Consider the following 14936-nt stretch of genomic DNA (forward strand, 5'->3'; position numbering starts at 1 on the left):
CCTGTGTCAGTCTTTCAGGCTGCTCATTCTCATTTGCAAGTCGTTCTCGTCCAGGCAGAGCACGTCGCGCGCCTTGCTGCCGTTGGCCGGTCCCACGATGCCCGCTTTTTCCAGCTGGTCCATGATACGGCCGGCCCGGTTGTAGCCGATGGAGAACTTACGCTGAATCAGGGAAGTAGACCCCTGCTGGTGGTAGATGACCAGGCGGGCAGCCTCTTCGAAGAGCGGGTCGAGACGGTTCATGTCCACATCGGCCGTACTGCCGCTGGCCTCGGCATTCTCGTCCACGTATTCCGGCAGCATGAAGGCCGTAGGATATCCCTGCTGCTTGCCGATGAAGGCCGCGATGCGTTCCACTTCCGGCGTGTCGACGAAGGCACACTGCACACGCACCGGATCGTTGCCTTGCAGGTAGAGCATATCACCTTTACCAATCAGCTGCTGGGCACCCGGACGGTCGAGGATGGTACGGGAGTCCATCATGGAAGCCACACGGAAGGCCACACGCGCCGGGAAGTTCGCCTTGATGGTACCCGTGATGATGTTCGTGGTCGGACGCTGGGTGGCGATGATGGCATGGATACCCACCGCACGGGCCAGCTGGGCGATACGGCAGATAGGCAGTTCCACTTCCTTGCCGGCGGTCATAATCAAATCGCCGAACTCATCGATGATGATGACGATGTAGGGCAGGAAGTGATGCCCGTTCTCCGGATTCAGTTGGCGGTTGATGAATTTCGCATTGTATTCCTTGATGTTACGGCATCCCGCACTCTGCAGGAGCTTGTAACGGTTGTCCATTTCCACGCACAGCGAGTTCAGCGTCTGCACCACCTTCGTCACGTCGGTGATGATGGCGTCGCCGCCGTCGGGCAGCTTGGCCAGGAAGTGACGCTCAATCGGCGCATAGATGGCAAATTCCACCTTCTTCGGGTCGATGATGACGAACTTCAGTTCGCTCGGGTGTTTCTTGTAGAGCAGGGAAGTCACGATGGCATTCAGACCGACGGACTTACCTTGACCGGTGGCACCGGCCACCAGCATGTGGGGCGCTTTGGCCAAATCCACCATGAACACCTCGTTGGTGATGGTCTTTCCCAGCGCCACCGGCAGGTCGAACGTGGTTTCCTGGAACTTCTTGCTCGTCAGGATGGAACTCATCGGTACGATGTGCGGGTTGGCGTTCGGTACCTCGATACCGATGGTACCCTTGCCCGGAATCGGGGCGATGATACGGATACCCAGTGCCGAAAGGCTCAGGGCGATGTCGTCTTCCAGGTTACGGATTTTCGAGATACGTACCCCTTCGGCCGGCGTGATTTCATATAAGGTAATCGTGGGGCCCACACTGGCCTTGATGGAACTGATTTCGATGCCGAAGCTGCGCAGCACCTTGATGATGCGGTTCTTGTTGGCATTCTGTTCCTCCATGTCGATGTCCGGGTCTTCGTTCTGGTAGGTATTCAGCAAGTCGAGAGTAGGGAAGCGGTAGAACTCCAGGTCCAGTCGCGGGTTATACGGCTGGGTGATGTCGCCCTTGTAGGCCTGGTCTTCTTCCTTGGTATCGTTGCTCACCTCGAACGCCGGTTCTTCTTCCTTTTCTTCCTCCTTCCGAACCGGCTCCACCTCAAAAGGGTGTGCTTCTTCTTTCTCTTCCGGTTCAATGGGCAGGTCGATGGCATGGGAAGCTTCTTCCTTCGGTGGAGCTACGGGCGTTTCTTTCTTCGTTTCCTTCACCGGAGCCGGTTCCGTTTCCTCTTTCGTTTCCGCTGCCGGTTCTTCTTTCTTTCCGGCCTCGTTTTCCTTCTTATCTTCTTTCTGTTTCCGGTGCGTCCAGCTCTTCCAGAAACTTTCTTTCTTTTCCTTCTTCTCCTCTTCCGGGTCGGTCAGCGGAGCCGTGACGGTTTCCGCTTTCACCTCCTCCTGGCGGGAAGCCGTATCGGTCTGTGGTTCAGCATCGGGCGTATTCTCTTCTTTCTTCAGGGCAGGATGCAAGGCCTTGCGCACCACGCCCATGGTTTGCTGCGTGAGGGCCACCCCGAAGAGAATCGCTACCGCCAGCAGCACCAGAATCAGTCCCGGCGCACCGATTTGCGAACAAATCCAGCGGCTCACATTGTAGCCGTGCAGTCCGCCCGGATAAATAAAGGAATCTTCCATTACGCCCCCGAACGCGAATCCCAGGGTGACGGAGAACCAAATCATCACCGTGGCACAGCCCAGGAACCAGTTGCGGATGCGGAACTGATACGCTTTCATCAGTTTCATGCCCGCCACCACCAGGAAAATGATGATGCAGTAAGCCGAAAACCCGAAACAGTCGTTGATGAGGAACTGTGCCAGCTGGGCCCCTCTGGCCCCCGCATAGTTCTGGATGCGGTTACCCGTTTCCAGCAGTTCCGACGGGTTGGGATGTGTCAGGATGCTCTGGTCGTTTCCCCCGGTAAAGAAGAAGGAACTGAAAGCCAGCAGCATGTACACGCCGAAGATGACGCACAATAACCCTATGATGAATGAAGTGGTTTCACTTTTTAGCACTGTCCATGTTTTTCCGGCCATGGCTACCGCTTTTTCACTTTTGCTCGTATCTGTTTTTTTAGTTTGCATGGTGATTCAAATTAGCTAAACATTCATGCAAATGTACGAATAAAACTAGAACTGAGAAATTTTTTTTGTACCTTTGCGCTTCAATTAGCGTGATTATGGAAGAAAAAAACTCTCAAGTGATATTCGATAAAAATGCGGTCGAGTTTGTGACAGTGGCCGCCGAGTTTTGTGGGTTTATGGAGCGGGTTTCCGACATGAAGCGCCGCGATTTCGTAGACAAGTCCCTGAAACTCCTTCCTCTTTTATACCTGAAAGCTTCGTTGCTTCCCGCGTGTGAGCGGATGGATGATTCCGACCCTGAAACCTTCGTGACCGAAACCGACTACGAGGTGCTGCGTGGCTCGGTGGCCTCCCTCTTGGGCGAATACGACGATTACCTCGAAGTTTTCCTCGACGACATGGCCTATAGTGATACACCCATCCATCAGAACATCTCCGAGTGCCTGGCCGACATCTACCAGCCGCTCAAAGATTTCATCTGCGTATTCCAGCTGGGACTGGAGCAGACCATGAACGACTCGCTGGCCATCTGCCGCGAACTGTTTGCCGAGTTCTGGGGACAGCGCCTGGTGAACGTGATGCGGGCCCTGCACGACGTGAAATACCGTCAGCTGGCCCATGAGGAGGCGGAAGACGAATCCCCGCTGTATGAAGGCCACTGTACCGAAGAAGAACTGTATGAAGGCCTGGACATGGGCGAGGAGGAATAACCCTAAAATGTGCGAATTGAAATGGTAGAACTACAGAGCAAAATAGACAAGAAGTTTGTTGCCGAACTGCCCAAAGTGTCCTTTCCCGGCCGCATATTTGTGATTTACACGGAGGCGGAAGCCCGCAAGGCCATTGATTACCTGAATACCCATGTGCTGGTGGGGGTAGATACCGAAACCCGCCCGTCGTTCCGGAAAGGTGCCGTCAACAAGGTGGCCTTGCTGCAAGTGTCCACCTACGACACGTGCTTCCTTTTCCGTCTGAACCATCTGGGCCTGCCCGACTTCCTGGAAGAGTTCCTGCAGAACGACGTGCTGAAAATCGGTCTCTCGCTGAAGGACGATTTTGCCATGCTGCGCCGCCGCAACCGCAAGGACCCGCGTACCGGCAACTGGGTGGAGCTGCAGGATTATGTCACGGCTTTCGGACTGGAGGAGAAGAGCTTGCAGAAGATTTATGCCCTCCTTTTCCACGAAAAGATTTCCAAGAGCCAGCGCCTGTCCAACTGGGAGGCCGACACCCTGACCGAGGCGCAGCAGCTGTATGCCGCTACCGATGCCTGGGCTTGTGTGCGCATCTATGAGTACCTGGAAGAGCTTCGCCGCACAGGAAAATACCGGGTGATACGCCCCGAAGCCCCCGAAAATATTCTCGACGATTAATAACTTAAACCATACAAATGAGCTATAAGAAAGTATTTCTCAAACCCGGAAAGGAAGAATCGCTCAAGCGTTTCCATCCTTGGGTTTTCTCCGGCGCCATTGCCCGCGTGGAAGGTGAACCGGAAGAAGGCGAGGTGGTCGATGTCTATACCTCGAAGAAGGAGTTCATTGCCTGCGGACATTTCCAGATAGGCAGCATCGCCGTGCGCGTGCTGTCCTTCCGCCAGGAACCCATCGACCATGACTACTGGGTACGCCGTCTGCGGGTGGCCAAGGACCTCCGCTGTGCGTTGGGCCTGATTGGCAATCCCCGCAACAACACCTATCGTCTGGTACATGGCGAAGGCGACAACCTCCCCGGACTCATCATCGACGTGTACGACCATACCGCCGTCATGCAGGCACACTCTGCCGGCATGCACCTCGACCGTATGGCGGTGGCCGATGCCCTTGAAGAGGTGATGGGCGACGTCATCCAGCACATCTATTATAAATCGGAAACCACACTGCCTTTCAAGGCGGATTTGCTGGCCACAGAAAACGGCTTCCTCAAGGGAGGCAGTCCGGAGAACGTGGCGATGGAAAACGGCCTGAAGTTCCACGTGGACTGGCTCAAGGGGCAGAAGACCGGCTTCTTCGTCGACCAGCGTGAGAACCGTGCCCTGCTGGAACGCTATGCCAAGGGCCGCAACGTGCTCAACATGTTCTGTTACACCGGCGGTTTCTCGTTTTATGCCATGCGCGGCGGAGCCAATCTGGTACACTCCGTGGACAGTTCCGCCAAGGCCATCGACCTGACCAACGAGAACGTGGCCCTCAACTTTCCCGGCGACACCCGTCACCAGGCGTTTGCGGAAGATGCCTTCAAGTTCCTCGACCGCATGGGCGACCAGTACGACCTGATTATTCTCGACCCGCCGGCCTTTGCCAAGCACCGTGACGCCCTCCGCAATGCCTTGCGCGGCTACACCAAGCTCAACGCCAAGGCTTTCGAGAAAATCCGTCCGGGCGGTATCCTCTTCACCTTCTCCTGTTCGCAGGTAGTCAGCAAGCAGGATTTCCGCAATGCCGTGTTCACCGCTGCCGCCCAGAGCGGACGCAGCGTGCGCATCCTTCACCAGCTCACGCAGCCGGGCGACCATCCGGTCAATATCTACCATCCCGAAGGAGAATACCTCAAGGGACTGGTGCTCTATGTAGAATAATTTTCATTATAAATTAGTGTGTAGAAAGAAAAAGCCTGTTTCCTACCGGAAAATGAATTCCGTGCGGGAAACGGCTTTTTTATATGATTCATATCATCGCCAGGTCGGTCTGGGCGATAGCTTGTGCAGTGTGACAACCTGCATTTATCCGAACAATTTTCCTAGAAGGCTTTGTTTCTTCTTCTTTTCTTGTTTTCTCTTTTCCACAGCCTCACCGAGCTTGTCGTCAAGCGTTTCTTCCACCAGATCGGCCAATTTGATGCGGTAATGGATGATACGATAAATACTGTTCCAGTCGAAGAGTCCACCCACATTGCGGTCATCGATAAACACATCCGCTTTTAACTTTCGGGAGAAATATTGATGTCCGGTTTGTTCCTCCGGATAGTTTGTATTTACGGCATAGAACTCCAATCCTCGCTGACGGCAAAATTCCACTGCTTCATTGAGCAGCTCATCCTCTCTTACCGACCACAAAATCAATCTGTGTCCTTCTTTTTGTAACATCTTTAAAGTATCTATTGCAAAAGGAATTTCTTTTCCGATTTCTGGATATCGGTGTTCCACAATCGTTCCGTCAAAATCAACAGCTATAATCATATCGGTTTTTATTTATAAAATAGTTAGTTATTAGTATGCATTCTTTTCTCCATGTATCGCATTGGCCACCGTCTTGTAGATGATGAACAAGTCCAGTCCGAAACTCCAGTGTTCGATGTACCAGATATCACCTCTCACACGGCCTTCCATGTCTTTCAGTTCCTTGGTTTCGCCACGGTAGCCTGTCACCTGACTCCATCCCGTAATACCCGGTTTCACGAAATGCCGCACCATGTATTTATTGATAAGCTTGGAGTATTCTTCCGTGTGTTTCAGCATGTGCGGTCGCGGTCCCACAATACTCATGTCGCCCTTCAGCACATTGATAAACTGCGGCAACTCGTCGATGTTCGTCTTTCGCATGATGTTTCCCCAGCGTGTCTTCCGGGGGTCATCCTTGGTGGCCTGCAAGGTATCCGCCTGCGCGTTCACCTTCATGCTGCGGAATTTATAACAATAGAATTCCTTGTCGTTCAATCCGTTTCGCTTCTGCTTGAAGAACACCGGTCCAGGCATGGTCAGCTTCGTGATAATCGTTACGATAATCAGGATGAAGGGGAACAGCGTGCACAGGAAGAGCAGTGAGAATACGATGTCGAACGCCCTTTTCAGCATCTTGTTGCCTGTCTGGCTCAACGGGTCTTCCCGCAGGCTCAGATATGGCACGCTTCCTATCATGTTGAAATACATCCGTTTGTGCAGGTACGTACGGATGTTGGGCACGCTATAGAAATGTACCAAATGGTTCTCGCAGTAATCGATGATGGGACGTATTATCTCATGGTCTTTCGAAGGCAGACAGCAGAACAGGTAATGGTTGTTTTTGTTCTCATTCAGGTATTGCATCACTTCTGTGGGAGTACCCAGATACGGGCATTCCTTGGGAAAGTTTGGATTCGGCTGATAGTCAAAGTATCCATTCACCCGGTATCCTGTCCAGTCCTGGTCGGTCAGTTCATGGTATAGCTCCAGGTTGTTGTCTGCGCTGCCTACCAGTACCACGTATCGCACGTTTCCACCTTTTGAACGATATTTTTTCAGCATAGCACGTAGAGAGAGTCTGAATATGCTAATGCATAGGAATAGGATAAGTACATAAATCAGATAAAAGAGGGAAAGGGTATCCATGAATTTCCCTATTTCCAGCACGATACCCGAGATGATTCCGAATAAGGCCACCGTTTTGAATATGCGGGTGATGATTTGGTAAATGTAAATCTTTCGTCTATAAAGAATGACTCCAATCTGTCGGGAGGCGATGAAATAGCATAGCATTATGGTAAGAATAGCTTGATAATGCGGTACACTTAAGGCTTTATGCCATGAAGTATCCTTGACCCACTCATTAAAAAAGAAGAAAAGCACTCCTGCCAATAGTGTTTCGAAAGTCGTCACGAATAGGCCTACCCATTCGTTGTATGAATCATACCTTGTTTTCATATCATTTGAATAGTTTAAGGGTTTATTCTACAAATAAAAACATTTTTCTTTTTTTCTCAATGTTTGCGAAAAGAAATTTGAGTAAAATCTAAAATTTGGTCAGTTCCAGACGCGCGTAGTCCGATTCCAGTGTCATTTTTTCCCCGTTACACTTTACAATCTCGAACACTGTTTCCTTTTGGTTGTCGATGCCGAAATGCTTCAGCTTTTCTACCGGTGCATCCTCTCCCGTATCACTGGTTGATTTTCGTACTTTGAAATCTTTCACCACCAGCTGTGTTTCGTTGTTCCGGTATTCTGTACGTCCGATATAGGCTCCATAGCCTTTACTGCCTTGCTTTTCGGCCACCTCCGTCACCATGCGCGTAATGCTGTAGTACAGTCTTTCGCACTTCACGGTTTCCCCGGTTTCCGTTAGGGTGAACTGTTCCAGTATCCAGAGTCCTTCCACATCGGAGTTTATCGGTGCCTTTTTGCAACCGCTAAAGGTCATTGCCAGTCCGATGACCATCATGATTATCATACATGTTCCTCTTTTCATTTGCCAAGTCCTCCAGTTTTTCTAAGTGTAATCATTCCCCCTGTGCTGTTTCCCAAGTAATTTCCACGGTCTATTCCCAGTGCGGCACTTACGCTCCAGCCCTTGGCCCATTGGGGCAGGTAAGTCACTTCGGCCATGCTGTTGAACTGCTTGCGCACCTTGTCCAGCGGACTGGAATATCTTCCCCAATGCCGTGCATACGAGGCGATGAGCCGCCATTTCCATTCTTCCGACGGATTGCCGGAGATGCCCACATGCTGCGCTTTCATCCGGTTGCTCTTGAAGCAGATGCTTCCGTCCTGATTATAAACAGGCCCTGCCAGCAGCGGGTTTCCGATTCCTTGTCCATAGTGCTGCCATGCCTGATAAATATAGTGGTTGTAATAATCGTCTCCGCCGCTCATCTGCAAGTCGGAGAAAGAGCCCCAGAAGCCGTCATACAGAATCGGGCCGGAAGCATCCTTTGTGCTGATGCCTTCCCAAAGCACCGCCGACACCCATTTGTTTTTCGGGAGATACACTTCGATGCCCAGCTGTCCGTCTTTCCATCGTCCGTATTCCCAGAACATCTGCGAATGGTCCTCGAAGTAGTGGTCCAAAGTAGCCCTGATTTTCCAGTCGCCTGCGTAAAAGTTCAGGCCGAAATTCCAGCTTCCCAGCATGTTCCCTTCCACGTTCACCTGTTCGCCTTCCGGGGTATCACTGCCCCCTGCCGTAGGGAAGAAAGCGTGCCAGTACGATTTCAGCCCGTCGGGCATGTCAGTAATCCGCTTGGAGCTTCCGTCGGCCAGTTTCTGGTATTGGTCGCCACTGAACTGGGTGGCCATGAACAGACCGAATTCAAACTCTACGGGCAGTTTCTCCTTGTTTCCCAGCCGGAACATCAATGATTTGCTGTGATACATCACTTTCTTGGCATATTTCTGGTTCACCCCGCAGAAATTTTCCTGCCAGTGTCCGTCGGTAAATATACCATACGCCAGGTGTCCTTTGAAAGCCAGCCATTGGCGGGTGCCCGGTATGGACAGATAGTCTTTGATTTCTCCTCTAATCTGCGGTATCGGCCGCATGTTCGGGCCTTCGGCCATCCAGCCGCTGGTCAGTTCACTGTTCTTTTCCAGCGGAAATCCCATTCTCTCCTTGCTTCCTACGCTCAGAGTCAGCATTTTCCATGAGAAATCCGCGTATGCCTGCTGAATCCAGAAGTCCGAGGTTTGTTTCACTCCTCCCGCCAAGTCCAGTCCGGCATCAATCCGCCATCCCTTGCGTAGAGGCTTGTGCCATTCCAATCCAGCCCTCAAGTACCCGCTGTTAGGTTTCTCACTTTCCATACCAAACCGGTTGGCTGTCAGCCAGAGCGGGGCATACGTGCCCGACGACACTGTCCCCGACATCTCTACTCGATATTGGAATTCCTGGGAGTTTTCTTGCGCCAGTACCGGAGTGGCCAGAAAAAAAAGTAAAATAGATTTAGATAAATTCATATTTTTTTCTGCTATTCGTAGGCAAAGGTATGAAAGAAAGCCGTAAAACGCATATTTTCGGTGTGGAATTTTCGCAGAAGCATGCTTCTTTATATGTTTCGACATAGAATTATAGTAAAAAACACTTACATTTGAACATTACATTCTTCTGTTACATGAAAAACGCGTGGTGGATTCTGTTATGGCTGCCTTGGTTCAGCCTGATGGCACAAGATTTCTCTTTCCGGAAAAACCGGATTTTTTTGGGGGCTTCTGTGGAAGGAGCCTATCTGCTTACGAGCGATGAGTATGCCCGTGAGTTCCTGCAAAGTCATGGTGTGCGCTTTTACAATTTCCACGTGCGCTTCCAGCCGCTTCCCGGAGATCCTTACGATAAGGCCTACCGTTCTCCCTCCCTCGAGTTCGGTGTGCTGGCCGCTGATTTCCGGGATATCCGTCTTTTCCGGTTGGAGAATCCTTCCCGTCTGTCGGGGATGGGAGGCCTGTTTGCCTTGTACGGTGCCTTCCGGCGCGATGTGGTAGAAGCCGGTCCTTTCCGCCTGAATTACTTCTTGGAGAATGGGATAGGCTGGTCCACCCGTCCTTACGACGGTTTGCAGAATCCGGACAATGAGCTGATAGGGGCGCCGCTTTCCATTTATTTTGGGATGGGAGTGGGAGGGAATTTCCGCATCGGGAAACAGTGGGAGCTCAGTGTGGGCCTCCATTTCCGCCATTTCTCCAACGGTTCCCTTGATCGGCCGAACAAGGGGGCCAATACGGTAGGTGCCTCTCTGGGCGTCAGCCATACGTTGTCTGTTCCCGAGGCGTCGGAGGCTTCGGCTCCCGTCCGGGACCCGCTATCCTTGTCTCAGAAGAGAATGTATGTAGATGTGTCTGTGGGGTGGATGGCCAGTACCCTCATGGATGAATGGTTCTATTCCCTCCGCTGTCCGTCGGACGACCCTCGTTATCGGACAAAAGATTTTCGCTTGTATTCGGCCCTGGGCGTGTCCTTATCGGCCATGTACCGTTACTCTCTCCGTTTTGCTTCCGGGTTGGGAGTGGATTATGGTTACCTGCCCTGGGTGGACGATGTGGCCTCTTACGACCGGCTGAATCACACGGAAGACCGCTACAGTCGTCATAGCCTGGGCATCTGTCTGAAGCATGAGATTTTCTACAAACGCTTTTCTACCTGTCTCAGTGTGGGCTATTACCTGTACCGCCACACCGGACACCTCTCACACGAATTCGAGAAACCCTATTATGAGACCTTCGGTCTCCGCTACACCTTGCCGTTTGGAGATACATTCTATGTAGGCTATCAAGTCAAGGCCCACCTGTTCCGAGCCAGTTGCATGGAGTTCAGTGTCGGCACGCGGCTGTGAGCTCCGTGGCTCAATCCCTCCTGAAAATATCCCGTGTGTACACCTTCTCCTTCACGTCGTCCAGACAGGCATCGTAGCGGTTGGCAATGATGGCATCCGCCTGTTTCTTGAAAGTTTCCAGGTTGTTCACCACCCGCGAGCCGAAGAACGTCGTGCCGTCTTCCAGCGTCGGTTCATAGATAATCACCGTAGCCCCTTTGGCCTTGATGCGCTTCATCACCCCTTGGATACTGCTCTGACGGAAATTGTCGCTGTTCGATTTCATGGTCAGTCGGAACACCCCGACCACACATTCCTTCTCCGTGGCCGGATTATAATCCCCCCGGTTGTAGTAATCATAATATCCCGCTTTCTTCAGCACCTGGTCTGCGATGAAATCCTTTCGCGTGCGGTTGCTTTCCACGATGGCATGAATCAGGTTCTCCGGCACATCCGCATAATTGGCCAGCAGTTGCTTGGTATCCTTGGGCAGACAGTATCCTCCGTAGCCGAAGCTCGGATTGTTGTAATGCATGCCGATGCGCGGGTCCAGACAGATACCTTGGATGATGGCCTGTGTGTCCAGCCCCTTCACCTCGGCATACGTGTCCAGCTCGTTGAAGTAGCTCACACGCAGGGCCAGATACGTATTGGCAAACAGCTTCACCGCTTCCGCCTCCTTCAGGCCCATGAACAGGGTGTCGATGTGCTCTTTGATGGCTCCTTCCTGCAGCAATGCCGCGAACTCATGCGCTTTTCCCTCCAGATCTTCTCCCGCGATGGCCTGGATGGCCTCATTTTCCTCCTTCAGTCCCGCAATCAGTTTCGGATACCCCACGATGATGCGGCTGGGGTAGAGGTTGTCATACAGCGCCTTGCTTTCGCGCAGGAACTCCGGCGAGAACAGCAGGTTGAATTTCTTTCCGGCGAGGGCAGGAGTGCTGCGGAACTTTTCCGCATACTTCACGTACAGGCTCCGGCAGTATCCCACCGGAATGGTACTCTTGATGACCATCACCGCATCCGGGTTCACCTCCAGCACCAGGTCGATTACTTCCTCCACATGGCTCGTGTCGAAATAATTCTTCACCGGGTCATAGTTGGTAGGTGCTGCAATCACCACGAAGTCCGCGTCCTTGTAGGCCGCCGCCCCGTCGAGAGTAGCCGTCAGGTCCAGTTCCTTCTCCGCCAGATATTTCTCGATATATTCGTCCTGAATCGGGCTGATACGGTGGTTGATTTTCTCCACCTTCTCCGGAATCACGTCCACTGCCGTCACCCGATGATGCTGTGCCAGCAGAGTCGCAATAGACAAGCCCACGTAGCCTGTACCGGCTACGGCGATATGTAAGTTGCTCATATTTCTAGGTCATAATAGTTGCACAAAGAAAGCGAATAATTCGCAGAAAAGCAAGTCCCTGCCGGAGTGAAGCGCCCATCCAATCTTTTCCATGTCAGCTTCTACTGATTTCAAGCCCTTTGTCCGACAAACTCATCTCCACGAATCGTGCCCGGTCGTTGGGGCGGTTCTCCGTCAGCAGCTGGCGGATACGCAGCGCCGCATCCGGGTCCTTGGCCACCATATACAGGTAGCCCCCTCCGCCGGCCCCCGGCAGCTTGTAGCCCAGACACAGGTCGTCAATTCGCTCCGTCAGCGCCTGTACCGCCGGCGGGTTCGTACCCTCGTCCAGCAGCTGGTTCTGCTTCCACGTCTTCCGTATGAGCCGTCCCATGCCCTCGAAATCATTCCGCAGGATGGCGTCGTACATGTCCATGGCATGCCCCTTCATCTGCTCCAGCAGGTGCAGGTGGCGGTTCGAGTTGAGAAACATTCCCCGCACAATCTCCGCCAGGATTCCCTTGGCCGTGCGCGTAAGCCCCGTATAATATAAGAGGTGGCATTTGCGGTACTCGTCGCCCGTGAAGAGATAGTCGGGCAGCCAGCGCACCATCGGTTCCTGGTGCCATCCCGGCTGCGTCTGCAGCAGCTTCACGCCATGCAGCACCCCTCCATACTGGTCCTGCCATCCGCCGCCCGTGGTGAGCAGCTGTTCCAGCACCAGCGTGCGGCTGCCGATGCCCTGCTTGTCCCAGTTCAGGCCGCAGAAGTCATTCAGCGCCCCCAGTACCGTGGCCGCCAGAATCGAGCTTGTGCCCAGTCCCGAACCCGCCGGGATGGCCGAGAGCAGCGTCACCTCGACGCCCGTGCCGAACGCCTTCAGCTGTGCCTCCAGCGAGTCGAAATGCTCCGTCGAGAAATCCGGATGGAACCCCGCCAGCGTCAGTGCCGCCTTCGGAATGGAGAACGGCGATCCCACCTTGCAGAAATCCTTCAGCTCCTCGTAGGTAGAAACCACCTCCATGGCTCCCAGGTCGATGGAACGCAGGATGATGCGGTGTTCCCTCGACGGTTTCACGTACACCTGCAGCGGCGGCTGTCCGTTCAGTTCGATGGCCAGATTCACCACGTTTCCCCCCTCCATCAGGCTGTAGGGCGGGGTGTCCGTCCATCCCCCCGCAATGTCGATGCGCACCGGGCTTCGGCCCCACACAATCTGGTCGGCATACACCGAGAGCTTCGGCTGCTGGCGGTAATCCATCGTGCCGGTCAGTCCCTGCCGCATCAGGCCGAACGCCCGTTCCTCCATCGCCTTCGCCTCCGGTTTCCCTTCCAGTTCCAGCACCCTTGCGCGGAACATCGCGTCGCTGATACGTTTCAGCAGGGGAGACTCCTGCGGCAGCTCCTTGGGCAGGTCGATGTGCCATCGGGCAAATTCCCCCGCCGCTTCCTGCAAGTCCACCTGATAGAACACGCTCCGTTCCTCGTTCCGGGCCAGCAGGCTCCAGTTCTCCTTCCGGAACATTTCCCGCTGGGCAAACAGCCGTCGCAGGTTGGCATACGCCGAAATCTCGTCCGCCGATACCTTCCGGGCCTTCTGCCAGATGGCCTTTCCGGCTTCTCCCTGTCCGCCGTCCGTCATCCATTGCAGCACCGTGCCCAGGTCGGCTATCGAGTCCGTCACCGGGAAAATCGCCGCCGCCTGCAAGTCCTCACAGCCCCGTATCTCGTCCGCCGTCAGTCCTCTTTCCGCCAGCCATTCCGTCACCGGACGGCCCAGAAAGAGGGTAGAAGCCTCTTTCAGGCTCCCCTTGAATTTATCGTTGAAGCCATACGGGCGTGCGGCGAATTCCTTTTCGCCCATCGGCACCACGTCGATGCACACTCCCTCCGGTACCTTTAGTTTCCAGTCGTTGCGCGGCACCCCCGTGATTATGTTCCGGCTGTGCAGCAGCCAGTCCTTGCCCACGTGGCTGTTTTCCACCCAGATTTCCGCGTTGTCCGCCGTCAGGGTAAAGTCCATTTCCGCATTCTGTACGAACACCGCCGGATGCGGTTTCACCTTGTGGTGCATGATGGCCCGCTGGTCCACCACGCAGTTCTGCACCGCCAGTGTCGACGAAATCATCTCCCGGCTCGTGCCGTAGTGATGGAATTCCCCGCCCGGCAGCGGCAGGATGGCCACCTTCAGGCTGTTCAGTTCCTCGTCCGCGATGCGCGGGTGTGCGCCCAGTGCCAGTCCGAATTCCGAATACATGTCGTAGAACTTCACGTCCCCGTTCGGAGTGGTCGAACGTTTCACCATCAATTCCACGGCCCGGTCACTCAGCAGCCAGATGCCGATGTCCATCAGGAACAAGTAATCCTGCATCAGCTTGCCCATCTCCTCCACGCTTGGTTTTTGCAGCATGAAGTCCAGCTTCTCCGGTTCCTTTCGCGAAGACACGAACACCCCGTGGTTCTTTGCCAGTTCCGGGTCCACCCACAAGCCGTAACACACCACGTCCACGTCCGGAATGTCCTGTAGCGGCTGAGTAGCCCGGATGTACACGTCGCCACTCGCAATCAATGTGTGCAGTCCTTCCGGAGCCCGTTCCATGATTTCCTCGTACAAAGGCAGTTGCAGTGACAGCAGGTTCTGTGTGAGCCGTTGTCCCCGTGCCCAGCGGAACACCGGGATCGGTGTCAGAATCTTTCCCGAAGGCGCATAGCCCGGCAGTCGCCGGCTCTGTCCCCCCGCGTGCAGCAGGATACGCTTCTCCCGTGCCAGCCAGTCCCCGAGTCCGGCTGTGTTACCTTCTTCCGTCCGGCAGGCATTCAGCAGCCACGCCGTACCTCCTCCCGAACCCAGTTTCTTGCCCACCGGGTCCGACGTGCAGAACCACTCCTTGTGGTCCGCGTGCATGATATCGTGAAAACATTCCACCAGATTTGGTGGCAATGACAGTAACTTTTTCATCTTAGATAATTAATAATGAATAATGAACAGTGATGAGAA

General features: G+C 53.7%; 11 protein-coding genes. 4 read left to right on the top strand and 7 right to left on the bottom strand.

All coding sequences use genetic code 11. The features are described 5' to 3' along the window. Positions 1 to 6 precede the first annotated feature (6 nt). A complete protein-coding gene (locus BQ7480_RS07545; RefSeq protein WP_072542367.1) occupies positions 7 to 2607 on the bottom strand; it encodes an FtsK/SpoIIIE family DNA translocase in 2601 nt (866 codons plus the stop codon). A gap of 95 nt (positions 2608 to 2702) precedes the next feature. Between BQ7480_RS07545 and BQ7480_RS07550 the strand changes: the two genes are divergently transcribed. From BQ7480_RS07550 to BQ7480_RS07560, 3 genes are read left to right on the top strand one after another with little or no spacing between them, the layout of a single operon-like run. Next, positions 2703 to 3317 carry a DUF5063 domain-containing protein gene (locus BQ7480_RS07550; RefSeq protein ID WP_072542368.1) on the top strand — a complete coding sequence of 205 codons (615 nt, stop codon included), beginning with the start codon at positions 2703 to 2705 and terminating at the stop codon, positions 3315 to 3317. 21 nt (positions 3318 to 3338) lie between these two features. Next, a complete protein-coding gene (locus BQ7480_RS07555; protein WP_072542369.1) occupies positions 3339 to 3980 on the top strand; it encodes a 3'-5' exonuclease in 642 nt (213 codons plus the stop codon). Positions 3981 to 3997: 17 nt separating this feature from the next. Next, complete coding sequence (locus BQ7480_RS07560; RefSeq protein WP_072542370.1) at positions 3998 to 5185, top strand: class I SAM-dependent rRNA methyltransferase; 1188 nt, start codon at positions 3998 to 4000, stop codon at positions 5183 to 5185. A 144-nt stretch (positions 5186 to 5329) separates the two neighbouring features. Here BQ7480_RS07560 and BQ7480_RS07565 read toward each other — a convergent pair whose 3' ends face one another. From BQ7480_RS07565 to BQ7480_RS07580, 4 genes are all read right to left on the bottom strand, one after another. After that, positions 5330 to 5785 carry a BT0820 family HAD-type phosphatase gene (locus BQ7480_RS07565; RefSeq protein WP_072542371.1) on the bottom strand — a complete coding sequence of 152 codons (456 nt, stop codon included), beginning with the start codon at positions 5783 to 5785 and terminating at the stop codon, positions 5330 to 5332. 30 nt (positions 5786 to 5815) lie between these two features. Continuing rightward, entirely contained in the window at positions 5816 to 7225 is a 1410-nt protein-coding gene (locus BQ7480_RS07570; protein WP_072542372.1) for an undecaprenyl-phosphate glucose phosphotransferase, read from the bottom strand. 88 nt (positions 7226 to 7313) lie between these two features. Further along, positions 7314 to 7748, bottom strand: a complete 435-nt coding sequence (locus BQ7480_RS07575; protein ID WP_235816652.1) for a lipocalin-like domain-containing protein — start codon at positions 7746 to 7748, stop codon at positions 7314 to 7316. A gap of 14 nt (positions 7749 to 7762) precedes the next feature. Continuing rightward, positions 7763 to 9250: a capsule assembly Wzi family protein gene (locus tag BQ7480_RS07580; protein ID WP_072542374.1), complete on the bottom strand. Its 1488-nt coding sequence runs from the start codon at positions 9248 to 9250 to the stop codon at positions 7763 to 7765. Positions 9251 to 9405: 155 nt separating this feature from the next. Between BQ7480_RS07580 and BQ7480_RS07585 the strand changes: the two genes are divergently transcribed. Then, complete coding sequence (locus tag BQ7480_RS07585; protein WP_072542375.1) at positions 9406 to 10620, top strand: acyloxyacyl hydrolase; 1215 nt, start codon at positions 9406 to 9408, stop codon at positions 10618 to 10620. A 10-nt stretch (positions 10621 to 10630) separates the two neighbouring features. Here the strand turns inward: BQ7480_RS07585 and BQ7480_RS07590 are convergent, their stop codons facing one another. Together BQ7480_RS07590 and BQ7480_RS07595 are read right to left on the bottom strand one after the other, a co-directional pair. Then, positions 10631 to 11959: a nucleotide sugar dehydrogenase gene (locus tag BQ7480_RS07590; RefSeq protein WP_072542376.1), complete on the bottom strand. Its 1329-nt coding sequence runs from the start codon at positions 11957 to 11959 to the stop codon at positions 10631 to 10633. A gap of 94 nt (positions 11960 to 12053) precedes the next feature. After that, positions 12054 to 14897 carry a bifunctional fucokinase/fucose-1-phosphate guanylyltransferase gene (locus BQ7480_RS07595; protein WP_072542377.1) on the bottom strand — a complete coding sequence of 948 codons (2844 nt, stop codon included), beginning with the start codon at positions 14895 to 14897 and terminating at the stop codon, positions 12054 to 12056. Between the last annotated feature and the right edge of the window lie 39 nt (positions 14898 to 14936).

It is taken from the genome of Bacteroides mediterraneensis (assembly GCF_900128455.1).
Taxonomy (GTDB): domain Bacteria; phylum Bacteroidota; class Bacteroidia; order Bacteroidales; family Bacteroidaceae; genus Phocaeicola; species Phocaeicola mediterraneensis.

Bases quoted from the DNA above. Each gene is read 5' to 3' on its own strand.
- BQ7480_RS07555 (WP_072542369.1), top strand. From the start codon at position 3,339: ATGGTAGAACTACAGAGCAAAATAGACAAGAAGTTTGTTGCCGAACTG.
- BQ7480_RS07560 (WP_072542370.1), top strand. From the start codon at position 3,998: ATGAGCTATAAGAAAGTATTTCTCAAACCCGGAAAGGAAGAATCGCTC.
- BQ7480_RS07550 (WP_072542368.1), top strand. From the start codon at position 2,703: ATGGAAGAAAAAAACTCTCAAGTGATATTCGATAAAAATGCGGTCGAG.
- BQ7480_RS07580 (WP_072542374.1), bottom strand. From the start codon at position 9,250: ATGAATTTATCTAAATCTATTTTACTTTTTTTTCTGGCCACTCCGGTA.
- BQ7480_RS07570 (WP_072542372.1), bottom strand. From the start codon at position 7,225: ATGAAAACAAGGTATGATTCATACAACGAATGGGTAGGCCTATTCGTG.
- BQ7480_RS07595 (WP_072542377.1), bottom strand. From the start codon at position 14,897: ATGAAAAAGTTACTGTCATTGCCACCAAATCTGGTGGAATGTTTTCAC.
- BQ7480_RS07565 (WP_072542371.1), bottom strand. From the start codon at position 5,785: ATGATTATAGCTGTTGATTTTGACGGAACGATTGTGGAACACCGATAT.
- BQ7480_RS07590 (WP_072542376.1), bottom strand. From the start codon at position 11,959: ATGAGCAACTTACATATCGCCGTAGCCGGTACAGGCTACGTGGGCTTG.
- BQ7480_RS07545 (WP_072542367.1), bottom strand. From the start codon at position 2,607: ATGCAAACTAAAAAAACAGATACGAGCAAAAGTGAAAAAGCGGTAGCC.
- BQ7480_RS07585 (WP_072542375.1), top strand. From the start codon at position 9,406: ATGAAAAACGCGTGGTGGATTCTGTTATGGCTGCCTTGGTTCAGCCTG.
- BQ7480_RS07575 (WP_235816652.1), bottom strand. From the start codon at position 7,748: ATGATAATCATGATGGTCATCGGACTGGCAATGACCTTTAGCGGTTGC.